A 24,234-nucleotide genomic window follows, 5' to 3' on the forward strand; every position below is an offset into this window, starting at 1 on the left:
GGCGGCTCAGCCCTTCACGAGCAGACCGCGGCCGCGCAGCACCCTGCGCTCCAGCGGGCTGAAGATCAGCAGGTCGATGGCGATGCCCACGATGAGGATCAGGATGATCGCCAGGAAGATGCCGGGCATGTCGGAGTTGTTGCGGCCGTTCTCCAGCAACTGGCCGAGCCCCAGGCCCAGATCGGGCGAGGACGCGATGATCTCGGCGGCCATCAGGGAGCGCCACGAGAACGCCCAGCCCTGCTTCAGACCGGCGAGGTAGCCGGGCAGCGCGGCGGGCATCAGGATGTGCCAGGCGCCGCGCACCCCGGTCGCGCCCAGGGTGCGGCCCGCCCGCAGATACAGCGGCGGCACCTGGTCGACGCCGGAGACGAGCCCGTTGGCGATCGAGGGGACCGCGCCGAGGAGGATCACCGCGTACATCATCGAGTCGTTGAGGCCGAGCCACAGCACCGCCGGCGGCACCCAGGCCACCGACGGCAGCGACTGGAGGCCCGACAGGATCGGGCCGATGGCCGCCCGCACGAACTTGACCCGGGCGACGATCAGACCGAGCGGCGTGCCGATGACCAGCGCGAGCAGGAAGCCGAGCAGACCGCGCGAGACGCTGGTCCACACGACGTCGAGCAGGGTCCCCTGGAGCCACATGTCGTGCAGGCTCGACCACACCGCGGACGGCGCGGGCAGCTTGTACGCGTCGGTGACCTTCGCCGAGACGAGGACCTGCCACACCACGAGGACGAGCGCGACCGCGGTCAGCGGCGGCAGCACCTTCCTGACCAGCACCTCACGCACCGGGGTGCGGTGGGTCTGGACGGTTTCGAGCGCGTCGAGGCCCGCTTCGAGGCTGCCGAGCCCGGGGGAGTCCTCGGCGTCCTTGACGGCGGTGGTCTCAGTGCTGGCCATGGCGGCGGATCTCCCCACGCAGTTGTTCGGTGATCTCGACGGAGAGTTCCGCCACTTCGGCGTCCTCGATGCGGCGCGGCTGGTCGATGTCGACCGTCCATTCGTGGGCCACCCGGCCCGGCCGCGAGGAGAGCAGGACCACGCGCTGCGCGAGCCGGACCGCCTCGCGCACGTTGTGCGTCACGAAGAGCACCGACAGGTTCGTCTCGCGCCAGATGCGGGTCAGCTCGTCGTGCAGCACATCACGCGTGATGGCGTCGAGCGCCGCGAACGGCTCGTCCATCAGCAGGAGTTGGGAGTCCTGGGCGATCGCCCGCGCCATCGCGACGCGCTGGCGCATGCCGCCGGACAGCTCGTGCACCCGCTTGCCGTACGCGCCCTGGAGACGGACCAGCGAGAGGAGCTCCTCGGCCCGCTCGCGCCGGTCGTTCTTGGGCACCCCGCGCAGCCTGAGCGCGAGCTCGATGTTCTTGCCCGCGGTCAGCCACGGGAAGAGGGCGTGCTCCTGGAACATCAGGGCGGGCCGCCCGCCGGGCGTCTCGATGGTGCCCGCCGTCGGGGCGTCCAGACCCGCGACCAGGTTGAGCAGCGTCGACTTGCCGCAGCCGGAGGCGCCCAGGAGGGTGACGAACTCGCCCGGCGCGACATCGAGGGTGATGTCGTCGAGGACGAGCTGGGGCCCCGCGGGACCGCCGAAGGACTTCGAGACATGCCCGATGCGCGCGGCGTACTCGTGCGTCGCCGTCGTACGGTCCGTGGCCTTGACGAGTGCGGTGGCCATGGTCGTCACCTCCTGGGAAACCTGTGGAACCGGCTGGGTGGGGGACTACTTGACGCCGAGACCGGCGTCGCCGACCTCGGGCTTGCCCAGGGACTTGAGGACCTTGTTGAGCGGAGCGAGGTCGTAGATGCCCTTGAGCTCGGGCGCCTTGAGGAGACCGGCCTTCACCGCGTGGTCGGCCTGCGCCTGGAGGGTGGCCGCCAGCGGGTCGTCCAGCGTCTTGATCGACTTCCATGCCGGGTCGATGATGTCCGCGGGGAGCGCCTTGCCGGAGAGCTTCTTGAGCGCGGCGTTGGCCGAGGCCTTCGCCTCGTCGGGGTGGGCACCGATCCACTCGTTGGTCTTCACCGAGCCGCGCAGGACCGCCTCGACGACGTCGGGGTGCTCCTTGAGGAACTTCTGCGACACGATGATGTTGGTGATCACGAACTGCTTGTCCGGCCACAGGTCGGACTCGTCGAGCAGCACCTTGCCGCCCTCGGCGACCAGCTTGGACGCGGTCGGCTCGGGCACCCACGCGCCGTCGATCGAACCGGACTTGAAGGCGTCCGGGGTGATCTTGTTGTCGGTGCGGACCACGTTGACGTCGCCCTTGCCGCTCTGCGCGTCGACCTTCCAGCCCTTGCCGGCCAGCCAGTTGAGGAACGCCACGTCCTGGGTGTTGCCGAGCTGCGGGGTGGCGATGTTCTTGCCCTTGAGGGCGTCCACCGACGGCACCTTGTGGGGGTCGACCACCAGCTTCACGCCGCCCGACGCGGAGCCGCCGATGACGCGCAGGCTCTGGCCCTTGGACTTGGTGTAGCCGTTGATGGCCGGGGAGGGGCCGATCCAGCCGATGTCGATCGAGCCCGCGTTGAGCGCCTCGATCTCGGAGGGCCCCGCGTTGAAGGTGGCCGTCTTGATCGACGTGCCGCCCAGCTCCTTCTGGAAGAGGCCCTCCTGGACACCGACCAGCGCCGTGGCGTGGGTCAGGTTCGGGAAGTAGCCGATCTTCACCGAGTCGGCGGAGAGCTTCTTGCCGTTGGCGGCGGGTGTGACCTTCCCCGCGTCGTCCTTGTCGGCGGACGAGCCGTAGCCGCAGGCCGCGAGCGCGCCGAACAGCAGGGGCAGGGCGGCGGCGGCGACGAGGCTGCGCTTCAAGGGGGAACTGACAGGCACGGGAGGGTGTCCTCTCGGAGGCCCGGTGCTTACGTCCGGCGGAGTCTCAACTCCGGGACGCGGCCGGGAAGTCGGCAGGTCTTCGATGGTGCGGGGGGTGGTGGTGCGGCAGGGCGCGCGAGCGGTGCGCGTACGTCATCACGCACATCGGGACACCCCGCCCTGCCCGCTGCCGAGGGCGCCGCTGCCGATGCGGCCGCCCTCTTTCGCGAAGGTCGAATAGACGTCGAGAGTCATCAGAAGTCCCAGCCGTCCTCGTCCGCGACGGCGGCGACGGCCTGGTCGCCGGCGAACGCCTCGCCCGCCATGCCGGCCGCGAGCGTGGTGCCGTCCGCGGGGTCGATGAGCAGGAAGGATCCGGTGCGCCGCGAGGCCGCGTACGAGTCGAGCGCGAGCGGCTCCGCGGTGCGGACCTTGACCCGGCCGATGTCGTTGGCGACCAGCCGGCCGGGGTTGGGGTGCTGGGAGAGGTCGTCCAGGGTGAGCCGGGACTCGATCTCCTTGACGATCGCCTTGACCGTGCGGGTGGTGTGCTTGAGCAGCACCCGCTGACCCACCGTCAGGGGCTGGTCGGCCACGTGGCACACCGTCGCCTCGACGTCCTGGGTGGTGGCGGGCGCGTCCCCGCTCGGCACGATCAGGTCGCCGCGCGAGATGTCGATGTCGTCATCGAGCAGCAGGGTCACGGACTGCGGCGTCCACGCGATGTCGACGGACTCGCCGAGCAGGTCGATGCCCGCGACGGTGCTGGTGCGCCCCGACGGGAGCACCGTCACCGGCTCGCCGACCCGGAACGTGCCCGCGGCGATCTGGCCCGCGTAGCCCCGGTAGTCGGGGAGTTCGGCGGTCTGCGGCCGGATCACGTACTGCACGGGGAGCCGGGCGTGGCAGGAGGTCAGGTCGTGGCTGACCGGCACCGTCTCCAGGTGTTCCAGGACGGTGGGCCCGCCGTACCAGTCCATGTTGGCGCTGGGCTCCACCACGTTGTCGCCCGCGAGCGCCGAGATGGGGATGGCGGTGATCTCCGGGACGCCCAGCTCGCTCGCGTACGCGGTGAACTGCTCGGCGATGGCCGCGAAGACCTTCTCCTCGTACGCCACCAGGTCCATCTTGTTGACGGCGAGGACCACGTGCGGGACGCGCAGCAGCGCGGCGACCGCGGCGTGGCGGCGGGTCTGCTCGATGACGCCGTTGCGGGCGTCGACCAGGACCACGGCGAGGTCGGCGGTGGAGGCGCCGGTCACCATGTTGCGGGTGTACTGCACGTGCCCGGGGGTGTCGGCCAGGATGAACCGGCGCCGCGGGGTCGCGAAGTAGCGGTAGGCCACGTCGATGGTGATGCCCTGCTCGCGCTCGGCGCGCAGGCCGTCGGTGAGCAGCGCCAGGTCGGGGGTTTCCTGACCGCGCTTGAGGGAGGCCGCCTCGACGGCCTCCAGCTGGTCGGTGAGGACCGACTTGGAGTCGTGCAGAAGCCGGCCCACCAGGGTGGACTTGCCGTCGTCGACGGAACCGGCGGTCGCGAAGCGCAGCAGCGTGGTGGCCGAGACGTCGGCCAACTGGGCCGCGGTGTCAACAGAGTTGGACATTCTAGAAGTACCCCTCGCGCTTGCGGTCTTCCATCGCGGCCTCGGACAGCTTGTCGTCGGCACGGGTGGCGCCCCGCTCGGTCAGCCTCGATGCGGCGATCTCGGTGATGACGGCGTCCAGCGTCGTCGCGTCGGAGTCGACGGCGCCGGTGCAGGACATGTCGCCGACGGTGCGGTAGCGCACCAGGCGGGTCTCGACGCTCTCGTCGGCCTTGGGGCCGCCCCACTCGCCGGCGGTCAGCCACATCCCGGACCGCTTGAACACCTCGCGCTCGTGGGCGAAGTAGATCCCCGGCAGGTCGATGTCCTCGCGGGCGATGTACTGCCACACGTCCAGCTCGGTCCAGTTGGACAGCGGGAACACGCGCACGTGCTCGCCCGGGGCGTGCCGGCCGTTGTAGAGCTGCCACAGCTCGGGGCGCTGGCGGCGCGGGTCCCACTGCGAGAACTCGTCGCGCAGCGAGAACACCCGCTCCTTGGCGCGGGCCTTCTCCTCGTCGCGCCGGCCGCCGCCGAACACCGCGTCGAAGCGGAGCTGCTGGATGGCCTCGGTGAGCGGCACCGTCTGGAGCGGGTTGCGCACCCCGTCGGGCCGCTCGCGCAGCTTGCCGGCGTCGATGTACTCCTGCACCGACGCGACGTGCAGCCGCAGGCCGTGCTCGGCCACCACGCGGTCGCGGTAGGCCAGGACCTCGGGGAAGTTGTGCCCGGTGTCCACGTGCAGCAGCGAGAAGGGCACGGACGCCGGGGCGAACGCCTTCAGCGCCAGGTGCAGCATGAGGATGGAGTCCTTGCCGCCGGAGAAGAGGATCACCGGCCGCTCGAACTCGCCCGCCACCTCGCGGAAGATGTGCACCGCCTCGGACTCCAGGGCGTCCAGGTGGCTGAGCGCGTACGGGCTGTCCACACCCTCGGTCACGGTAGCTGCCGACGTCATGCCAGGCCCCTTTCGGTGAGCAGCGCGAGAAGCGCCGCCGCGGACTCCTGCACGGTCTGGGTGTGCGACTCGATCCGCAGGTCCGGCGCGGCGGGCGCCTCGTACGGGTCGTCGACGCCGGTCAGGCCGCTGATCTCGCCGGCCGCCTGCTTGGCGTACAGGCCCTTCACATCGCGTACGGAGCAGACCTCCACCGGGGTCGCGACGTGCACCTCCAGATAGGCGGTGCCCTCCGCCTGGTGACGCCCCCGCACGGCCTCACGGCTGTCGGCGTACGGCGCGATGACCGGCACGAGTGCCTTCACGCCGTTGGCGGCGAGCAGTTCGGCGACGAATCCGATCCGCTGCACATTGGTGTGCCGGTCCTCGCGGCTGAAGCCGAGGCCCGCGGAGAGGAACTCGCGGATCTCGTCGCCGTCGAGCACCTCCACCCGGTGGCCGTCCGTGCGCAGCCGCCCCGCGAGTTCGTACGCGATGGTGGTCTTGCCGGCGCTCGGCAGACCGGTCAGCCAGATGGTGGCTCCCGCCTCCGTCACGCTCATCGAAGTCTCCTGATCACTGTGGTGACGGTCCGTCATCCGTGCAGTCCGCACTCGGTCTTGTTGCGTCCGGCCCAGCGTCCGGCGCGCGCGTCCTCGCCCTCGGCGACCCGTCGGGTGCACGGGGCGCAGCCGATCGAGGGGTAGCCGTCCATGAGGAGCAGGTTGGTGATCACGCCGTGCTCGGCGACGTAGGCGTCCACGTCGTCCTGGGTCCAGCGGGCGATCGGCGAGACCTTGACCTTCTGCCGCTTCTCGTCCCAGCCGACGACCGGGGTGCCGGCCCGGGTCGGGGACTCGTCGCGGCGAAGCCCGGTGGCCCACGCGGTGTACGAACTCAGGCCCTCTTCGAGCGGCTTGACCTTGCGCAGCGCGCAGCACAGGTCGGGGTCGCGGTCGTGCAGCTTCGGGCCGTACTGGGCGTCCTGCTCGGCGACGCTCTGGCGCGGCGTCAGGGTGATGACGTTGACGTCCATCACCTCGGCGACGGCGTCACGGGTGCCGATGGTCTCGGGGAAGTGGTAGCCGGTGTCGAGGAACACCACGTCCACGCCGGGCATGGCGCGCGAGGCGAGGTGGGCGACGACCGCGTCCTCCATGGAGGAGGTGACGCAGAAGCGCTTGCCGAAGGTGGACGTGGCCCACCGCAGGATCTCCAGCGGGGACGCCTCTTCGAGGTCCCGCCCCGCCTGCTCGGCGAGCGCCTTGAGCTCGGCCGCCGTGAGGTCGTCGGAAACCTGAGTGGCTGTCATATCGCTTCCCCTCCCCGGTCGTTGCGCGTCACTCCACGGGCGAGCAGCCCGAGGAACTTCAGTTGGAAGGCCCGGTTGCACGCCGCGCATTCCCACGCGCCGTGTCCGGTCTCGTTGGGACGCAGGTCCTCGTCGCCGCAGTACGGGCAGTGGAAGGGCGCCGCCCGCTCGCTCATGACAGGGCCTCTTCGCTCGCGCGGGCGGTCCAGGTCGCGAACCGCTCGCCCTCGGCGCGCTCCGCCTGGAACCGCTTGAGGACGCGCTCGACGTAGTCGGGCAGTTCGGCCGAGGTGACCTTCAGGCCGCGGACCTTGCGGCCGAAGCCGGCCTCCAGGCCGAGCGCGCCGCCCAGGTGCACCTGGAACCCCTCGACCTGGTTGCCCTCGTCGTCGAGGACCAGCTGGCCCTTGAGGCCGATGTCGGCGACCTGGATGCGGGCGCAGGAGTTGGGGCAGCCGTTGATGTTGATGGTGATCGGCTCGTCGAACTCGGGGATGCGGCGCTCCAGTTCGTCGATGAGCGAGGCGCCGCGCGCCTTGGTCTCGACGATCGCGAGCTTGCAGAACTCGATGCCGGTGCAGGCCATCGTGCCGCGCCGGAACGGCGAGGCGTTGACCTTGAGGCCGAGCGACTCCAGGCCGGCGACGAGCGACTCGACGCGGTCCTCCTCGACGTCGAGCACGATGAGCTTCTGCTCGGTGGTGGTGCGCAGCCGGCCCGAGCCGTGTGTCTCGGCGAGCTCGGCGATCTTGCTCAGGGTCGCGCCGTCCACCCGGCCGACGCGCGGGGCGAAGCCGATGTAGAAGCGGCCGTCGTTCTGGCGGTGCACCCCGAGGTGGTCGCGCCAGACGTCCTTGGGCAGCTCGGGGGCGGGGCCGTCGAGCAGGTCGCGCTTGAGGTACTCGTCCTGGAGGACCTGGCGGAACTTCTCCGGGCCCCAGTCGGCGACCAGGAACTTCAGGCGGGCGCGGTTGCGCAGCCGCCGGTAGCCGTAGTCGCGGAAGATCGAGATGACGCCCTCGAAGACGTCCGGCACCTCGTCGAGCGGCACCCACGCGCCGAGCCGCACCCCGAGCTTGGGGTTGGTGGAGAGGCCGCCGCCGACCCACAGGTCGAAGCCGGGGCCGTGCTCGGGGTGGTCGACGCCCACGAACGCGATGTCGTTGATCTCGTGGGCGACGTCCAGCTGCGGGGAGCCGGAGATCGCGGTCTTGAACTTGCGGGGCAGGTTGGAGAAGGCCGGGTTGCCGATGAAGCGGCGGTGGATCTCGTCGACGGCCGGGCTGCCGTCGATGATCTCGTCCGCGGCGATCCCGGCGACCGGCGAGCCGAGGATGGTGCGCGGGGTGTCACCACAGGCCTCGGTGGTGGACAGGCCGACCGCTTCGAGCCGCTCCCAGATCTCCGGGACGTCCTCGATGCGGATCCAGTGGTACTGGATGTTCTGCCGGTCGGTGAGGTCGGCGGTGCCGCGCGCGAACTCCTGCGAGATCTCGCCGATGACCCGCAGCTGCTCGGTGGTGAGCCGGCCGCCGTCGATGCGGACGCGCAGCATGAAGAACTCGTCGTCCAGCTCCTCCGGCTCCAGGATCGCCGTCTTGCCGCCGTCGATGCCCTGGCGGCGCTGGGTGTACAGCCCCCACCAGCGCATCCGGCCGCGCAGGTCGCTGGGGTCGATCGAGTCGAAGCCCCGCTTGGAGTAGATCGTCTCAATGCGTGTCCGCACATTGAGACCGTCGTCGTCCTTCTTCACCTGCTCGTTGCCGTTGAGCGGGGTGAAGTGGCCGACGGCCCACTGGCCTTCACCACGGTGGCGGCCCGGCTTGCGGCGGGGCGTCGTGGGGGCAGGGTTTTCTGGGCTGGCGGCCATGGCGTATGTCCTTCGGGACTGCAGGAGGGCGGCTCTGACCTGCACACTCGCGCTTCGGCGCGGCGGTGCGCAGGCAGGAAGGGGAGAAACGGATTCGCGGCGCTGCCGGAGGCGTCAGCGTGCCGGACAGATGGCGCTGGACATGCGGCCGAGGTCGACGTGCCGCCGACTCACCAAGGCAATTCCAGTTCCAGACATGACGGAAGCGTGTCACGGGACTTTGGACCCAGTCCACCACTATCCAAAATGTGGACATAGATGTCTCGAAGGACGAGACGGTGTGTTCCGGATCACTGGCCTGGGGCGGCTCGCCCGCTCCGTCGGGGCCCGGTCCGCGCGGCCTGACGGCGGTTCAGAACGCTCCGGGCCAGGGCCCCGGCACGGGTGCGTCCGTCCCCGGCTCCTCCTTCGTGGCGAAGAGCTTGAAGCCGCGCCTCAGATAGTTGTCCATCGCGTGCTCGCCATCGAGCGAGCAGGTGTGCAGCCACACCCGCTCGGTGGCCGGCAGGCCGGGCCAGCGCTGGGCCAGGTCCCAGGCCCGCCGGATCCCGTACGTCAGGAGGTGGCCGCCGATGCGCCGCCCGCGGAAAGCCGGGATCAGGCCGAAGTAGACGATCTCCACGGTGCCGCCGGGCTGCGCCTCCAGCTCGACATAGCCCGCCGGGGTGCCCCGCTCGTAGGCCACCCAGGTCTCCGTACCCGGCTTGTCCAGAGCCCGCTCCCACTCGGCGTACGTCAGGCCGAGCCGGTCGGTCCACATGATGTCACCGCCGACCGCCGTATAGAGGAAGCGGCTGAACTCGGGCGAGGGGACCTCGGCGCGCGCGATCGTGACGGCGCCGGGCGGCTCGGCGGCCGGGCGCAGATCCGCGGGCGAGGTCTGCTCCAGGGACCAGATGGTCACGGTAGTACTCATGCGGCCCAGGCAATCATGCGGCCGCCGCGGTCTCCAACGCAGGTCAGGCCTGCCGCTCCCGGGCCGCCCTGACGGCGGGCGACGACGAGCGGGGGAGCAGGTCCGCGGCGCGGTCCGGCCGGATCACCTCGACGCGTACGCCCTCACCGAAGCGGTACGGGCGATGCGCGAGCACCTCCGCGAGGCGCCGGCGCAGGCGCGACATCTCGGCCCGTACGGTCACCGTGCGCGTCGGGTCCTCGAAGATGTCCTGCGCGAGCTGCGCTGCGCTGCGCCCCTCCCGGTGCAGGGCGAGGACGAACAGCAGCTCGGCGTGGCGCGGGCTGAGCTCCTGCGTCCAGCTGCCCGCGTCCCCCGACACCGTCACCGAGCGGTGCCGCGGCCGGCTCAGGTCGAGCACCACCCGCAGGGCACCCGCGGCCGGAGCGCCGCCCGCCCCGTCGACGGCCTGGACGAGCCGGCCGCCCGGCAGCGGCTCGACGGTGCACATGCCGAGCGAGGGAAGCCACACGCGGCCCGTGGGGGGCGCCGCCGGCAGCGCGAGCCGGTCCCTCGGCGGCATGCCGGTGACCGCGGCGACCCAGCCGTTGGCGTCGACGGCGAGGGCCCGCCCACCGACCCGGCACAGCACCGGCGCCGCCACCGCGCGCAGCCGTTCCAGGGCGCGCAGGTGCTGCGCGCGCAGCTCGGCCGCGGCGAGCCGGGTCACCGACGTCACGAAGGACAGCGTCGCCGGATGCATCGTGGCGAGCGGCCCGCTGACGTCGACCACACCGATCAGCCGGCCGTCCCGCGGATCGACAACGGGCGCGCCCGCGCACGTCCAGGTGTGGTGGGCGGAGACGAAGTGCTCGGCCGAGAACACCTGCACCGGCCGCCGGGTGACGAGCGGGGTGCCCACCCCGTTGGTGCCGACGGCCGGCTCGCTCCAGTCGGCGCCCACCTCGAAGCCCAGGGTGTCCGCGAGCCTCAGCACGGACGCGTGGCCCTCGCGCCACAGCACCCGCCCCTCGGCGTCCGAGACGACCATGATGTGCTGCGCGGCGTCGGCGACCGACACCAGCGCGTCCCGCAGCACCGGCAGGACGTCCGTCAGCGGCGAATGCCGCCTGCGCCGCTCGACCTCGGCGGCGGACAGGATCCCCGCGTGGCGGCCGCCGTCCGGATCGAGCCCGCTGCTCAGCGCCCGCCGCCAGGACTCCCCGATGTCCTTGCGCGGTACGACCGTCGGGCGCCGGCCGGCGAGGGTGGCGGCCCGCACCCGCTGCAGGAGCCGTGTCGCCTCCCGGGAGTCCATGGCGGCCAGCCGGGCCACATCGAGCGTGTCGCTCTCCACGCGAACCTCCTGCGGTCGGCTCCGAAGCCCGCCGAAAACCGGCGTCCGGCGCCCGGACGTCATCAACTCGAGCTGCCCGTGCGGCGATTGGCACCCGGCAGCCGTACGCGGGCTCCGCACGGTTGCAACCCCGTGCAACTCTCGCGGGCCGCACGCGGGTGGACGACAGTGAGCATGCACCGGTTGGCCGGTCGTCATGCCCCGTTCGCGGAGGCATGAGAGCGCGGGGGTGGTGCCGTGTCGGCGCGGCACCACCCCCGACGGCCCTCCGGCCCACGCCGACCGTGCCTCAGGCCTCGGCCCTGGCCCGCTCCACCACCGAGGCCAGGTCCAGCGAGTGCGGCAGCGTTCCGAAGGCCGCACCCCAGTCGCCGCCGAGCCGCGAGGCGCAGAACGCGTCCGCGACCTCCGGCGGCGCCCAGCGCACCAGCAGCGAGCCCTGGAGGACCAGCGCCATCCGCTCCACCAGGCGGCGCGCCCGCCCCTCGATGCCGTCCAGATCGGCGAGTTCGGTCAGCAGGCCCTTGATGGCGCCGTCCAGCCGGTGGTCGGCGCCACGCGCCTTGCCGACCTCCTGGAGGAACGCGTTGATCGCCTGCGGCTCGCGCTGGAGCGCCCGCAGCACATCGAGCGCCTGGACATTGCCCGAGCCCTCCCAGATCGAGTTGAGCGGGGCCTCGCGCAGCAGCCGCGGCATCCCCGACTCCTCCACGTACCCGTTGCCGCCCAGGCATTCGAGCGCCTCGCCCGCCACCGGCGTACACCGCTTGGTCACCCAGTACTTGGCGGCCGGCACCGCGAGCCGCAGGAACGCCCGCTCCTCGGCGTCGTCGGGGGCGGCGTCATAGGCCGCCGCCAGGCGCAGCGCCAGCGTCGTCGCGGCCTCCGACTCCAGGGCCAGATCGGCCAGGACGTTGCGCATCAGCGGCTTCTCGATGAGCAGCCCGCCGAACGCGCTGCGGTACGCGGCGTGATGGACGGCCTGCGTCACCGCCTGCCGCATGATCGCTGCCGAGCCGATCACACAGTCGAGCCGTGTCGCCGCCACCATCTCGATGATGGTGCGCACCCCGCGCCCCTCCTCGCCGACCCGGCGCGCCCACGTCCCGTCGAACTCGACCTCGCTCGACGCGTTCGACTTGTTGCCCAGCTTGTCCTTGAGCCGCTGGATCGCGAACGCGTTGCGGGTGCCGTCCTCGAGGACCCTCGGCACCAGGAAGCAGGTGAGGCTGTCCTTTTTGGCGGGGGATGCCTGCGCGAGAACGAGGAACCCGTCGCTCATCGGCGCCGAGCAGAACCACTTGTGCCCGGTCAGGACGTACTCGCCGTCCGCGGAGAGCGGCGCGGCGGACGTCGTGTTGGCCCGCACATCGCTGCCGCCCTGCTTCTCCGTCATCCCCATGCCGAAGATGACACCGCTCTTCTCGGACGCGGGCCGCAGCCCCTCCTCGTACACGTGGGAGGTGAGCCGCGGCTCCCACTCGGCGGCGAGTGCCGGGTCGGTGCGCAGCGCGGGCACCGCCGCGTGCGTCATGGAGACCGGGCAGCCGTGGCCGCCCTCCGCCTGGGTCCACACCAGGAATCCGGCAGCGCGGCGCACATGGCCCGCGGGCCGCCCCCAGGCGTCGGTGAGCCCCGACGTGACGGCCTTGCCGAGCAGGCGGTGCCAGCTCGGATGGAACTCGACCTCGTCGATCCGGTTGCCGTACCGGTCGTGGGTGCGCAGCTTCGGCGGGTTCTCGTTGGCCAGCACACCCCACTCCTGGGCCTGGGCCGATCCCGCGGTCCTTCCCAGACCCGCGAGCTCCTCTCGTACCTCGTCGACGAGCTCCGGCGCTGTGTGCCGCTCAACCGCCTCGCTGAGGGCCCGGTCGGCGGTGAAGACGTCGTACCCCACCAGGGGCGGAGCCTGGTTGGTCACTGTGTGGGTGGTGGCTGCCATGCCGATACGGTAAGGACGTGCAGCCAGCAAATGAAACACCCGAGCGGACATCCGGCCGCCTTCATCGGGCCCGCGTCGTCTACCGCAACGTCTCGAAGCGGAAATTGGGCTGGCTGCTCCTCAAGGACACCGTCAACTCCTGTGTCGAGTACCGGATCCTGGGCCTGGCCGCCGAGGCCGCGTTCTTCACGCTGCTCTCGCTGCCCCCGCTGCTGCTCAGCGTCATCGCGCTGCTCGGCTACGTGGACGGCTGGACCAGCACCCACACCGTCGCCAGCATCGAGCAGAACATCCTCAACGCGGCCGGAACCGTGCTGTCCGACCGGGGGGTCCACGAGTTCGCGCAGCCGCTCCTCGAAGACGTCACCAAGGGCAAGCGCCCCGACATCGTCTCGATCGGCTTCGCCATCGCCCTCTGGTCGGGGTCGCGCGCCGTCAACGTCTTCATCGACACCATCACCGTGATGTACGGGCTCGACGGGCAGCGCGGCATCGTGAAGACCCGGCTGCTCTCGCTGCTGCTGTACGTCATCGCGCTGCTCATCGGCGCGGTCGTGCTGCCGCTCGCGGTGGTGGGCCCGGACCGGGTGGTGGAGCTGATCCCGTGGGGCACGGACGTGATCAGCTTCCTGTACTGGCCCACGATGATCCTGCTGTCCATCGCCTTCCTGACGACGCTCTTCCACGTCTCGGTGCCGGTCCGCTCGCCGTGGATCGAGGACGTACCGGGCGCGCTGGTGGCCCTCGCGATGTGGGTGCTCGGCTCGTTCCTGCTGCGGATCTATCTGACCAGCACGGTGGAGGGCCCCACCATCTACGGCTCGCTCGCCGCGCCCATCGCGGTGCTGCTCTGGATCGGCATCTCCGCGTTCGCGGTCCTGGTCGGCGCCGCCGTCAACGCGGCCATCGACCGGGTGTGGCCGTCGGTCGCCACGGCGGCGGCCCGCGCCGCGGCCGACCGGGTGCGGGCCGCGCAGGCCGCGCAGCTGGTCGCCCGCGCCAACCCCTGGGAGCCGACGCTCTTCGACGACGTCGACGAAGGGGACGACGACGAGGATGACGACGACGTGGACGAGGGCAACGACCCGGGGATGCCGTCGGAGTTCCCCGAACGCTGGTCGAAGTTTCTGCCGCCGGAGGACGTGAAGTCGCGCCTGCACTCGGTGAAGAAGCACGAGGACAAGGCGGCCGAGAAGTCGTCAGAGAAGCCGTCAGAGAAGCCGTCCGACTGACCGGCAGGGCCCGGACTACCCTCGAAGGATGTACCGAGAGCGTCCCTCACGGCTGGCGGGCGCGGTCGTGTGGACCCGGACCATCGGCGACGACGACGGCGCGCGGCCCGTCCTCCCCGACGGCTGCATGGACCTGCTCTGGTGCGAGGGCCGCCTTCTGGTGGCGGGCCCCGACACCCGCGCCCACGTACCCGAGGCGGCTCCGGGCACGCGCTACGCCGGGATCCGGTTCGCGCCGGGCACCGGGCCCGGTGTCCTCGGCGTCCCGGCGCACGCGGTACGCGACGCACGAGTGGCGCTCGACGGGATCTGGGCCGGGCCGGAGGTACGCCGGCTCGCCGAACTGATCGGGGAGGCGGCGGCGCCGGCCGCGGCGCTGGAGGCGGTGGCCCTGGACCGGGCGCCCGCCCCCGACCCGCTGGCCCGCGCGGTCGCCGGCCGCATCGCCGCGGGCTGGAGCGTGACGGCCACGGCGGCCGACGCGGGCCTCGGCGCGCGCCAGCTGCACCGGCGCTGCCTCGACGCGTTCGGCTACGGGCCCAAGACGCTGGCCCGTGTGCTGCGCCTGCAGCGCGCGCTCGATCTGGTGCGGCGGGGCGTGCCGTACGCGGAGGCCGCGCTCGCCGCGGGCTGCGCCGACCAGGCGCACCTGTCCCGCGAGATGCGGTCGCTCGCCGGGATGACGCTGGGCGAGTACGCGTACGCCCATGCCGCCACCGACGTCTATGCCGACGCGGACGCCGCGAACAGTGACACTTCCGTGCCGTCCGGGTCGAGGACCGTCGCGTAGCGCTGACCCCAGAAGGCGTCCCAGGGCTTGAGGTGCCCGTGGTGCCCGGCCGCCGTCAGCGCGTCGTACACCGCGTCGACTTCCGCGGGGGAGTCACAGGCGAAGGCGAGGCCCGTGCGGCCACTGCCCTCGGGGCGGGTCCAGGAGGGGTCGAAGGAGCGGATCGTGTCCTCGGTGTCCCACAGGATCCGGGTGCCGCCGGGGAGCGTGCACTCCACGTGGGGCTGGGTGTCCGCCTCGGCGGGGAGGGCGAGGCCGAGACGGCGGTAGAAGGCGAGCGATGCGGCCATGTCGGCCACGATGAGGCCGAAGGCGTCGAGTCGGGGAGTCATGGCCTCACCGTAGGCAGGGCGGGGCGGGCGGGTCTTGAACGAAACGGACTCCCTGCGGGGCGGGCGGGGGGTGCGGGGGGTGCTCCGAGCGGGCTCCGTCCGCGAGCACGGCGGCCCTCGCGCAGTTCCCCGCGCCCCTTTTCCGGCGGGGCTGTTCGCGAGGCGTTCGTCCGCGGGCCGTGCGTGGCTGGTCGCGCAGTTCCCCGCGCCCCTATGGTCAGGGGTTGCTCGTGCGCGGGGCGTGCCGTCAGTCGGCCACCGGGCGGGGAGCCCTCGCTCTGCGGGGGGCCCGGGACGGTGTGGGTGCTTCGGGGCCGGGGGACGGGGACGGCTGCTCGGGTGAGGCCGCGAGGGCTGCCACCGACGCCTCCTCCAGCAGGGCGCGCACGCCCGGCCCGGCCGCGCGGTAGAAGATCCGGGTGCCGTCGCGGCGCGAGGTGACGAGGCCGGCCGCGCGGAGCTTCGCCAAGTGCTGGGAGGTGGCGGCGACATGCGCGCCGAGGAGTTCCGCGAGCGCGCTCACGGGCAGCTCGGCTCCGCTCAGCGCCCACAGCAGCCGGTACCGCGACGGATCCGCCACCGCCTTCAGCACCGCGACCGCCCGCTCGGCCCGCTCGTCGTCCCAACTCTCCACTTGCACTCCCATGCAAATACCCTAACGGCCCCGTGCCGGCTCGGCACCGCCCCACAGGGGCGCGGGGAACTGCGCGGGCGGGCGTCTCACGGGCCCGGGGTGATCAGCGCGTACTCCTCCCGCTCCGCGTCGTACCCGTACAGCTCCCCGTACCGCCCCCAGTCCGTCGCCGTCTCCGCCTGCCGCGCCACCTGCTCGCTCGTGTAGTGGTGGGACAGGACGTCGCGGAAGAAGCCCGCCCGCAGGGTGCCGTCGGGGCTCTGGCCCAGGCTGGTCGTGATCAGGCGGACCAGCGGCGCGTCCGTCGCGGCCGCCGCGAAGATCTCCTTCGAGCCCCGGACGTCCGCGCCCGCGAACGCCGCGCCCAGCTCGGTCAGGACCAGGTCGTCCCCGCTGACCGCCGCGAAGCCGAGCAGCTCCAGCGCGTCCACCAGCGGCAGCACGTCGTCGATCTCCAGGCCGAGGTCGTCCGCCAGGTCCGCGAGGTCGCAGCCGCCGCCCCGGTGGGCGACCATTTCGGCCAGGCCCGACAGGCCGTCCACGCTCGCCGCGGGCAGCGGGGTGTTCGCGAGGGTGCGCCGGTCCGCCTCGACGCCCTCGGGGCGACCCGCGCGCACGTGCGCCACGTGCGGCGACGTCTCCTTCGTACGGCCCGTCATCGTGCGGTAGACCCGGTCGATGAGCTCGTCGAACTCCGGCGCCTCACGGTCGCGCGGCCGGTCGAGCCCCACCTCGAAGGTCTCGCGGATCGTCCCGTACGGGCGGGAGCCGAGCACCACGATCCGGTCGGCCATCAAGACCGCCTCCTCGATGTTGTGGGTCACCAGGACGATCGCCCGCGTCGGGAACTGCCCCGACTCCCACAGCTCCATCAGCTCGCCCCGCAGGTTCTCCGCGGTCAGCACGTCGAGCGCGGAGAACGGCTCGTCCATCATCAGGACGTCCGGCTCGACGACCAGCGCCCGCGCGAAGCCGACGCGCTGGCGCATGCCGCCCGACAGCTCCTTGGGGTAGGCCGACTCGAAGCCGTCGAGGCCGATCAGGTCGATGGCCTGGCGCGCCGCTTCGGCCCGCGCTTCGGCCGGTACGCCCCGCGCCTCCAGGCCCAGCTCGACGTTCTGCAGCACGGTCAGCCAGGGCAGCAGCGCGAAGGTCTGGAAGACCATGGCGGTGCCCGGGTTGGCGCCGGTCAGCGGGGTGCCGCGGTAGGAGACCGTGCCGGAGCTCGGCGGCACGAGACCGGCCAGGCAGCGCAGCAGCGTCGACTTGCCCGACCCCGACTTGCCGAGCAGTGCGACGACTTCGCCGGCCCGGATCTGGAGGTCGATGCCGCCGAGCACGGGCAGTTCGCCGTCGGCCCCCGCGTACGCCTTGGTGAGGCCGACCGTTTCGAGCAGGATCTCGCCGTCGGCGGGGCGGGGCGCCCTCGGGGCGGCCGTGTGCCGGGCGTTGCGCAGGGTGCGGAGGGTGTTCAGAACCATGGGGGGCTCCAGGGAAGTTCAGAGGTTCGGAGATGTCGGGGGATGCGGAGGAACCGGCGGCGTCAGAGGGCGAACCGGGTGTCGGCGAGCCGGTAGAGGCGGCGCCACAGCAGGCGGTTGAGGCCGACGACGTACAGGCTCATCACCGCCACGCCCGCGAGCAGGTGCGGGAAGTCGCCGGAGGCCGTGGCCTCGGCGATGTAGGCGCCGAGACCGGTGGCCGTGAGGGTGGTGCCGCCGAACGTGACGACCTCGGCGACGATCGAGGCGTTCCAGGCGCCGCCCGACGCGGTGATGCCGCCGGTGACGTACGCGGGGAAGATGCCCGGCAGGATCAGCCGCTTCCACCGCTGCCGGCCGCGTACGCCGAGGTCGTCCATGGCCTCGCGCAGATCGCTGGGGATCGACATGGCGCCCGCGATGGTGTTGAAGAGGATGTACCACTGGGCGCCGAGTGCCATCAGCAGGATGCCGCCGATGTTGATGGACAGGCCCGTCCTGAGGAAGAACCAGACGGCCAGCGGGAAGAGGAAGTTGGCGGGGAAGCTCGCCAGGACCTGCACGACGGGCTGGGCGATCCGGGTCAGCCGTGGCGAGAAGCCGATCTTCACGCCGACCGGCACCCAGATCACGGTGGCCGCGGCCACCAGGACCACCACCCGGGCCAGCGTCGCGAGACCGAGCAGCAGGGGTTCGCCGAAGACGCCGAGTCCCGTCTCGTCGTGGAGGTAGCGGCCCAGGTCGAACAGGCCCCACAGGATGAGGGCGCCCGCGACGACGGTGAACGCGATGTCGCCGGTGCGCCGCCGTGCCGGGTCGACGCAGAGGGGGCGGTCGTCGGTGCCGAAGATCCGGCCGGCGCCGCTCAGGAACCGCCCCACCGGGCGGAACGCCGTGCCGAGCAGCCGCGGCCAGTGGGAGCGCCGCAGGAACGTGAGGACCACCGAGCGCTGGACCTCGCTCGCCTCCGACTGCTCGTTCTTGAACTTCTCGGCCCAGGCGGTCAGCGGCCGCCAGAAGACGAAGTTCACCCCGATGACCATGACGGCCATGGTGAGGATGGCCCAGCCGACCTTGCCGAGGTCGCCGTCGGCGATGGCGGCGCCCGCGTACGAGCCGACGCCGGGCAGCGCGTAGTCCTTGTTGTTGACGCTGATCGCCTCGGACGCGACGAGGAAGAACCAGCCTCCGCCGAAGCTCATCATGCCGTTCCAGATCAGGCTGATCATTCCCGACGGAAGCTCGACCTTCCAGAATCGCATCCAGCGCGTGAACCCGAACGACCGTGACAGCTCGTCGAGTTCTCGGGGGAGCGAGGTCAGCGACTGGTAGAAGCCGAACGTCATGTTCCAGGCCTGCGAGGTGAAGATCGCGAAGATCGAGGCGCATTCGAGGCCGAGCAGGGAGCCGGGGAACAGGGCGATGAACCCGCTGACGGCGACCGTCAGGAAGCCGAGCACCGGCACCGACTGGAGGATGTCGAGCGCGGGGATCAGTACGCGTTCGAGGCGCCGGCTCTTCGCGGCGGCCAGCGCGTAGACAAACGTGAACACGATCGACGCGGCCAGCGCGAGGAACATGCGGAGCAGCGAACGCGCCGCGTCGTAGGGCAGCTGGGCCGGATCGGTGTCGACCTTGATCGACTGGTCGGTGGAGAACCGGACCGTGGTCCCGTGCCCCACCTGGAGCACGACGTAGAAGAGCACGAGCACGGCCGCCGCGACCACGGCGTCGACCCAGCTCAGACGGGCGAGACGACCGGTGAAACGGGAGGCGAGCCGCGGTGTGCGGCTGCTCGTCCGGTACGACATCACAGGAGACCTCCGACCACACTGTGGGCACAGGAGCCCCGGGGGCGCGACCGCGCGACCCCGGCGGGGCGCGGCCCGGCGTGGTGAGAAAACGGATGGGGAGGAGGGGGGGCCGTCGGGCCCCGAAGAACCCCGTGAGCAACCGCGACGTGTGCCGGTGGCCCGGACCCCGAAGAGTGGGGCGGGACGGGACGGCAGGAGTCAGGCGCGGCCGGCGGGGCAGCGCGGACTGGGAGGATCGGCGTCCATGACTGCCCCCTTCCGTGATGTCGGTGGTACCGGTCGTACCGGCGATATCGGCTATGCCGCCGATGTCGAGGATGTGGCTTTTGGTGACGTGGGCAGTCTGCCGCTTATTGCGCTGATGCGCAAATAAGGGGGGAGTGGCCGCCGCGGCCCGGGTTTCGCGCCGGGTGATCGAGCCGTCCCAACCTGTCGCCCGGTCAAGGGAGTTGGGGCTGGACGCGATCGTGTTCCGCACGTCGAAACAAAAGGGTGGCGCCGCCGGGACGGGCGGGCTTAAGGTCGGGGCTGTTCGAGCGGGACGGCAGGATGTCGTCGCCGGTGGTGAGACGTGTTCGGGGAGGTGTGAACGATGGCTGTCGTTGCGAAGGGCGCTGCCCGCATCACGCAGTTCATTCCTCACTTCCCCGTGGTCTCCGGCTGACCGACCGCTTTCTCCTCCACGCCTGTGCGCGTGGCGCCGGGACCGCCCTTCGAAGGGTCCCCCTTGTCTTCCTGGTCTTCCTCGATCTCCACCGAGTTCTCCACCGAGTTCTCCACCGAGCCGAACAGCGTGCCGTCCAACTCCCTTGAGTTCAGCGGCACTTCGTTCAACAGCTCCGCTCCGTCACGTCCGCTCGCCGCCTACGGCTGGGACGACGACTGGGCCGCACAGTTCGCCCCGTACGCCGCGCAGGGCCTGGTGCCCGGCCGGGTCGTACGCGTCGACCGCGGCCAGTGCGATGTGGTGACGGCGTCCGGCATGCTGCGCGCCGACACCGCGTTCGTCACCCCGCACGACCCGATGCGGGTCATCTGCACCGGCGACTGGGCCGCCGTCGACCCGGGCGGCGACCCGCAGTTCGTCCGTACGTATCTGCCGCGCCGCACCGCGTTCGTGCGCAGCACCTCGTCCAACCGTTCCGAGGCGCAGATCCTCGCGGCCAACGTCGACCACGCGATCATCGCGGTGTCGCTCGCCGTGGAACTCGACCTCGGACGCATCGAGCGCTTCCTGGCGCTGGCGTGGGAGTCCGGCGCGCAGCCGGTGGTCGTGCTCTCCAAGTGCGACCTGGTGCCCGACCCGGTCGGGCTCTCCTACCTCGTGCAGGACGTGCGGACCACCGCGCCGGGCGTACGGGTCGTGGCCGTCAGCGCACGGACCGGCGAGGGGGTCGAGGCGCTCGCCGAGGCCGTCGCGGGCGGCACCAGTGTGCTGCTGGGGCAGTCGGGGGCGGGCAAGTCGACGCTCGCCAACGCGCTGCTCGGCGAGGAGGTGATGGCGGTCCAGGCGGCCCGGGAGGTCGACGGAAAGGGGCGCCACACCACGACCACGCGCAACCTCCTGGTGCTGCCCGGGGGAGGGGCGCTCATCGACACACCGGGGCTGCGGGGTGTCGGCCTGTACGACGCGGAGAGCGGCGTCGGCCAGGTCTTCGCCGAGATCGAGCAGCTGGCCGCCGAGTGCCGCTTCCACGACTGCGCGCACGTCGCGGAGCCGGGGTGCGCGGTGCTCGCCGCGATCGAGGACGGCTCGCTGCCGGAGCGCCGCCTCGACAGCTACCGCAAGCTGCTGCGCGAGAACCAGCGGATCGTGGCGAAGACGGATGCGCGGGTGCGGGCGGAGATTCGGCGGGACTGGAAGGCGAAGGGGGCCCAGGGTCGCGCGAACGGCGCCCTCAAGCGAGGCCGCCTCCGCTGACCCCGGGGCGCCGGCCCCGCCTCGGCCGCCCCCGGGGCCCGGCCCCGCCTCCGCCGACACCCGGGGCCCGGCCCCCGGCCCCGCTCTCTTCGGGGCTTCGCCCCGGCCCCGCCGGCTCTTGCCTCTCCGGGGGCAGGCCGGCGGGGCCTCCTGAACCCGCTTCCGTCTGCGGACCGTGCCCGCGTCTCGCGCAGTTCCCCGCGCCCCTGGCGGGGTTGGTCTTGGCAGGGTGCTGACCCTGAGCATCTTCAGCCTGTCCGGCGTTTGAGGACGAGCGCCTTTCGGGCGCGATACGGGGTCTGGGGCGGAGCCCCAGGACACCCCGCTTTCGTCTGCGGACCGTGCCCGCGTCTCGCGCAGTTCCCCGCGCCCCTGGCGGGGTTGGTCTTGGCAGGGTGCTGACCCCGAGCATCTTCAGCCTGTCCGGCGTTTGAGGACGAGCGGCCTTCAGGCGCGATACGGGGTCTGGGGCGGAGCCCCAGGCAACCCCGCCTGCCCCTGCGGACCGTGCCCACCTCCCGCGCAGTTCTCCGCGCCCCCAGGTGGGCCGGCCTGGGCGGCATGCCCAGTTCAGGCCATCTCAGCCCGTCCGCGGGGGAACAGGGTGTCCGAAAGCCGCCAGCGTGCGCGGAGGGGGCCCCGCACAATGGGACCCGTGATGGACCAAGACGCTCAGTACGAGGCAGTCAGCAGCAGGGACGCCCGGTTCGACGGGGAGTTCTTCTTCGCCGTGGCGACGACCGGCATCTACTGCCGCCCGAGCTGCCCCGCCGTCACTCCCCGCCGCAAGAACGTCCGGTTCTTCCCCAGCGCCGCCGCCGCCCAGGGCAACGGCTTCCGGGCCTGCCGGCGCTGCCGACCGGACGCCGTGCCCGGCTCCGCCGCGTGGAACGTCCGGGCCGACGTCGTGGGCCGGGCCATGCGCATGATCGGGGACGGCGTCGTCGACCGGGAGGGCGTGCCGGGGCTCGCGATCCGGCTCGGCTACAGCACCCGCCAGGTGCAGCGCCAGCTCACCGCCGAGGTCGGCGCGGGCCCGGTCGCCCTCGCCAGGGCCCAGCGCGCCCACACCGCCCGCGTGCTGCTCCAGACCACCGAGCTGCCCGTCACCGAGATCGCCTTCGCCGCCGGGTTCGCCAGCGTGCGCCAGTTCAACGACACGATCCGGCAGATCTACGCCCGTACCCCCAGCGCCCTGCGCGACGAGGCCGGCACCCGCGCCACGAGGCCCGGCGCCCACACCACCGCCGGGATTCCGCTGCGGCTCGCCCACCGAGGGGCGTACGCGGTGAAGGAGACCTTCGACCTGCTGGCCGCCGAGGCCGTCGAGCACGTCGAGCAGGTCACCGGCGGGCCCGGCGCCCGCACGTACCGCCGTACGCTGCGGCTGCCCCACGGCACCGCCGTCGTGGCCGTGGACGAGGCGGCCCCCGCGCACCCCCCGGCCCGCCAGGGCTGGCTGGACGCCCGCATCCACCTCACCGACCCGCGCGACCTGACCACCGCCGTACAGCGCCTGCGCCGCCTGTTCGACCTGGACGCCGACCCGTACGCCGTGGACGAGCGGCTCGGCGCCGACCCGCTCCTCGCGCCCCTCGTCGCCCGGACCCCGGGCCTGCGCTCGCCCGGCGCCGCCGACCCCGACGAGTACGCGGTACGCGCGCTGGCCGGACAGCACCGCGCCGCCGCCCTCGTCGAGACGTACGGCAAACGGCTCGACGCGCCCTGCGGCGCTCTCACCCACCTCTTCCCCGAGCCCGCCCTGCTCGCCGGCCACCCCGACCCGCACCTGGCCGCCCTCGCCACCGCCCTGGCCGACGCCACCCTGCGCCTCGACGCGGGCGCCGACCGCGACGAGGCCGTACGGATTCTGCGGACGCTGCCCGGCATGGACGAGGAGACCGTCGACGCCATCCGCACGCGGGCCCTCGGCGACCCCGACGTGGGGGCGGCGGCGGGGGAGGACGCCCGGCGGCCCTGGCGCTCCTACGCCCGGCGGCACCTGGCCGTCGCGGCGGCCAGGGCGCAGTAGTCCGACGGGCGGGTCCCGGCCACTTCTGAGAACGTCAGAGGCATGATCCGTCTCGCGCGCCTGCCCCTGGACCGCTGGGCGACGGTGATGCCGCTGCTCGCCGTCGTGCTGCTCGCGCTCACCTGGGGGCGCTCGCTGCCCGCCGGCCTCGTGGCGCTGGTCGCCTGCTTCCTGGCCGGCGCGGTGCTCGCCGCGGTGCACCACGCCGAGGTGGTCGCGCACCGGGTGGGCGAGCCGTTCGGCTCGCTCGTGCTCGCCGTCGCGGTCACCGTCATCGAGGTCGCGCTGATCGTCACCCTGATGTCGGACGGCGGCGACAAGAGCGCCTCGCTCGCCCGGGACACGGTCTTCGCCGCCGTGATGATCACCTGCAACGGCATCGTCGGAGTGTGCCTCCTGGTGGGCGCCCTGCGCCGCCGGGTCACCGTCTTCAACGCCGAGGGCACCGTCACCGCGTTCGGTACCGTCACCACGCTCGCCGGCCTCAGCCTCGCCCTGCCCACCTTCACCACCAGCAAGCCCGGCCCCGAGTTCTCGCCGGCCCAGCTGATCTTCGCCGCGATCGCCTCGGTCTTCCTGTACGGACTCTTCGTCGCGACCCAGACCGTGCGCCACCGCGACTACTTCCTGCCGGTGACCCAGCAGGGCGAGGTGATGCGGGACGACGACCACGCCAACCCGGCCTCCGCGCGCACCGCCTGGATCAGCGTCGCCCTGCTCGGGGTCGCGCTCGTCGCGGTCGTGGGCCTGGCCAAGGGCGTGTCGCCCACCATCGAGCGAGGGGTGGCCGCGGCCGGGCTGCCCGCCTCGGTGGTGGGTGTCGTCATCGCGCTGCTGGTGCTGCTGCCCGAGACCATCGCCGCGGTGCGCGCCGCCCGCCGCGACCGCGTCCAGACCAGCCTCAACCTGGCGCTCGGCTCGGCGATGGCCAGTATCGGGCTCACCATTCCGGCCGTCGCGCTCGCCACGATCTGGCTCTCCGGGCCGCTGGTGCTCGGCCTCGGCGCCAGCCACATGGTGCTGCTCGCCCTGACGGTGGCGGTGGGCATCCTGACCGTCGTGCCGGGGCGCGCCACGCTGATGCAGGGCGGCGTCCATCTGTCGCTGTTCGCCGCGTACATCGTGCTCGCGGTCAGCCCGTAACGCCCGAGCGCCCCCGCGGCCCGGCTCCCCGTGACGGGGGCCGGGCCGCGCCCCCTTCCCGGCCGACCGCCGATGCTTTCAAGTCACCTGGGGTGCCGCCCTGTTGACGGACCCCCCTGCCGAGTCACACGA

23 protein-coding genes are annotated in these 24,234 nt (G+C 72.2%); 6 read left to right on the forward strand and 17 right to left on the reverse strand.

Annotation, left to right across the window (positions count from 1 at the left end):
* Positions 1 to 6: 6 nt before the first annotated feature.
* The 13 genes from OOJ98_RS24040 to OOJ98_RS24095 all read right to left on the reverse strand — a co-directional run bounded on the left by OOJ98_RS24040 (position 7) and on the right by OOJ98_RS24095 (position 12,723).
* Positions 7 to 906, reverse strand: a complete 900-nt coding sequence (locus OOJ98_RS24040) for an ABC transporter permease (protein ID WP_267057094.1) — start codon at positions 904 to 906, stop codon at positions 7 to 9.
* Positions 893 to 1,687, reverse strand: a complete 795-nt coding sequence (locus OOJ98_RS24045) for an ABC transporter ATP-binding protein (RefSeq protein WP_267057095.1) — start codon at positions 1,685 to 1,687, stop codon at positions 893 to 895. Before OOJ98_RS24045 ends, OOJ98_RS24040 begins: the two co-directional genes overlap by 14 nt.
* A gap of 45 nt (positions 1,688 to 1,732) precedes the next feature.
* Positions 1,733 to 2,845, reverse strand: a complete 1,113-nt coding sequence (locus OOJ98_RS24050; protein WP_267057096.1) for an aliphatic sulfonate ABC transporter substrate-binding protein — start codon at positions 2,843 to 2,845, stop codon at positions 1,733 to 1,735.
* Positions 2,846 to 3,081: 236 nt separating this feature from the next.
* Positions 3,082 to 4,431 carry a sulfate adenylyltransferase subunit 1 gene (locus tag OOJ98_RS24055; protein ID WP_267057097.1) on the reverse strand — a complete coding sequence of 450 codons (1,350 nt, stop codon included), beginning with the start codon at positions 4,429 to 4,431 and terminating at the stop codon, positions 3,082 to 3,084.
* A 1-nt stretch (position 4,432) separates the two neighbouring features.
* Positions 4,433 to 5,368 carry a sulfate adenylyltransferase subunit CysD gene (gene cysD, locus OOJ98_RS24060; protein ID WP_267057098.1) on the reverse strand — a complete coding sequence of 312 codons (936 nt, stop codon included), beginning with the start codon at positions 5,366 to 5,368 and terminating at the stop codon, positions 4,433 to 4,435.
* Positions 5,365 to 5,910: an adenylyl-sulfate kinase gene (cysC, locus tag OOJ98_RS24065; RefSeq protein WP_267057099.1), complete on the reverse strand. Its 546-nt coding sequence runs from the start codon at positions 5,908 to 5,910 to the stop codon at positions 5,365 to 5,367. Before cysC ends, cysD begins: the two co-directional genes overlap by 4 nt.
* A 32-nt stretch (positions 5,911 to 5,942) precedes the next feature.
* Positions 5,943 to 6,659: a phosphoadenylyl-sulfate reductase gene (locus tag OOJ98_RS24070; protein WP_267057100.1), complete on the reverse strand. Its 717-nt coding sequence runs from the start codon at positions 6,657 to 6,659 to the stop codon at positions 5,943 to 5,945.
* The gene (locus tag OOJ98_RS24075) at positions 6,656 to 6,835 is read right to left on the reverse strand and encodes a hypothetical protein (protein ID WP_267057101.1); all 180 of its coding nucleotides are present in this window, start codon (positions 6,833 to 6,835) and stop codon (positions 6,656 to 6,658) included. Before OOJ98_RS24075 ends, OOJ98_RS24070 begins: the two co-directional genes overlap by 4 nt.
* Entirely contained in the window at positions 6,832 to 8,529 is a 1,698-nt protein-coding gene (locus OOJ98_RS24080; RefSeq protein WP_267057102.1) for a nitrite/sulfite reductase, read from the reverse strand. The genes OOJ98_RS24075 and OOJ98_RS24080 overlap by 4 nt, the downstream gene beginning before the upstream one ends.
* Before the next feature lie 114 nt (positions 8,530 to 8,643).
* On the reverse strand, positions 8,644 to 8,727 hold the full coding sequence (locus OOJ98_RS34845) for a putative leader peptide (protein WP_310591794.1): 84 nt from the start codon (positions 8,725 to 8,727) through the stop codon (positions 8,644 to 8,646).
* 154 nt (positions 8,728 to 8,881) lie between these two features.
* The gene (locus tag OOJ98_RS24085; RefSeq protein ID WP_267057103.1) at positions 8,882 to 9,445 is read right to left on the reverse strand and encodes a GNAT family N-acetyltransferase; all 564 of its coding nucleotides are present in this window, start codon (positions 9,443 to 9,445) and stop codon (positions 8,882 to 8,884) included.
* 43 nt (positions 9,446 to 9,488) lie between these two features.
* Positions 9,489 to 10,781: a helix-turn-helix domain-containing protein gene (locus OOJ98_RS24090; RefSeq protein ID WP_267057104.1), complete on the reverse strand. Its 1,293-nt coding sequence runs from the start codon at positions 10,779 to 10,781 to the stop codon at positions 9,489 to 9,491.
* A gap of 289 nt (positions 10,782 to 11,070) precedes the next feature.
* Positions 11,071 to 12,723 carry an acyl-CoA dehydrogenase family protein gene (locus OOJ98_RS24095; protein ID WP_267057105.1) on the reverse strand — a complete coding sequence of 551 codons (1,653 nt, stop codon included), beginning with the start codon at positions 12,721 to 12,723 and terminating at the stop codon, positions 11,071 to 11,073.
* Positions 12,724 to 12,740: 17 nt separating this feature from the next.
* On the opposite strand from OOJ98_RS24095, the gene OOJ98_RS24100 reads away from it, so the two are divergent.
* Both OOJ98_RS24100 and OOJ98_RS24105 read left to right on the forward strand, forming a co-directional pair.
* Positions 12,741 to 13,955, forward strand: a complete 1,215-nt coding sequence (locus OOJ98_RS24100; protein ID WP_267057106.1) for a YihY/virulence factor BrkB family protein — start codon at positions 12,741 to 12,743, stop codon at positions 13,953 to 13,955.
* A gap of 28 nt (positions 13,956 to 13,983) precedes the next feature.
* Complete coding sequence (locus OOJ98_RS24105; protein WP_267057107.1) at positions 13,984 to 14,745, forward strand: helix-turn-helix domain-containing protein; 762 nt, start codon at positions 13,984 to 13,986, stop codon at positions 14,743 to 14,745.
* Here the strand turns inward: OOJ98_RS24105 and OOJ98_RS24110 are convergent.
* From OOJ98_RS24110 to OOJ98_RS24125, 4 genes are all read right to left on the reverse strand, one after another.
* Positions 14,679 to 15,077 (reverse strand): VOC family protein, encoded by a 399-nt coding sequence (locus OOJ98_RS24110; RefSeq protein WP_267057108.1) that lies wholly within the window; start codon positions 15,075 to 15,077, stop codon positions 14,679 to 14,681. The genes OOJ98_RS24105 and OOJ98_RS24110 overlap by 67 nt on opposite strands.
* A gap of 247 nt (positions 15,078 to 15,324) precedes the next feature.
* Entirely contained in the window at positions 15,325 to 15,723 is a 399-nt protein-coding gene (locus OOJ98_RS24115; protein WP_267057109.1) for a metalloregulator ArsR/SmtB family transcription factor, read from the reverse strand.
* A gap of 74 nt (positions 15,724 to 15,797) precedes the next feature.
* Complete coding sequence (locus OOJ98_RS24120; protein ID WP_267057110.1) at positions 15,798 to 17,192, reverse strand: nitrate/sulfonate/bicarbonate ABC transporter ATP-binding protein; 1,395 nt, start codon at positions 17,190 to 17,192, stop codon at positions 15,798 to 15,800.
* A gap of 62 nt (positions 17,193 to 17,254) precedes the next feature.
* Complete coding sequence (locus OOJ98_RS24125) at positions 17,255 to 19,003, reverse strand: ABC transporter permease subunit (RefSeq protein WP_267057111.1); 1,749 nt, start codon at positions 19,001 to 19,003, stop codon at positions 17,255 to 17,257.
* A gap of 247 nt (positions 19,004 to 19,250) precedes the next feature.
* On the opposite strand from OOJ98_RS24125, the gene OOJ98_RS24130 reads away from it, so the two are divergent.
* From OOJ98_RS24130 to OOJ98_RS24145, 4 genes are all read left to right on the forward strand, one after another.
* Complete coding sequence (locus OOJ98_RS24130) at positions 19,251 to 19,379, forward strand: hypothetical protein (protein WP_267057112.1); 129 nt, start codon at positions 19,251 to 19,253, stop codon at positions 19,377 to 19,379.
* 420 nt (positions 19,380 to 19,799) lie between these two features.
* Positions 19,800 to 20,927: a ribosome small subunit-dependent GTPase A gene (rsgA, locus tag OOJ98_RS24135; RefSeq protein WP_267058213.1), complete on the forward strand. Its 1,128-nt coding sequence runs from the start codon at positions 19,800 to 19,802 to the stop codon at positions 20,925 to 20,927.
* 658 nt (positions 20,928 to 21,585) lie between these two features.
* Positions 21,586 to 22,959, forward strand: coding sequence for a bifunctional transcriptional activator/DNA repair enzyme AdaA (locus OOJ98_RS24140; protein WP_267058214.1), 1,374 nt, complete (start codon positions 21,586 to 21,588; stop codon positions 22,957 to 22,959).
* Positions 22,960 to 23,001: 42 nt separating this feature from the next.
* A complete protein-coding gene (locus OOJ98_RS24145) occupies positions 23,002 to 24,102 on the forward strand; it encodes a calcium:proton antiporter (protein ID WP_267057113.1) in 1,101 nt (366 codons plus the stop codon).
* Positions 24,103 to 24,234: the final 132 nt, after the last annotated feature.

Origin of the sequence: Streptomyces sp. NBC_00083, assembly GCF_026343295.1 — a bacterium.
Taxonomy (GTDB): Bacteria; Actinomycetota; Actinomycetes; order Streptomycetales; family Streptomycetaceae; genus Streptomyces.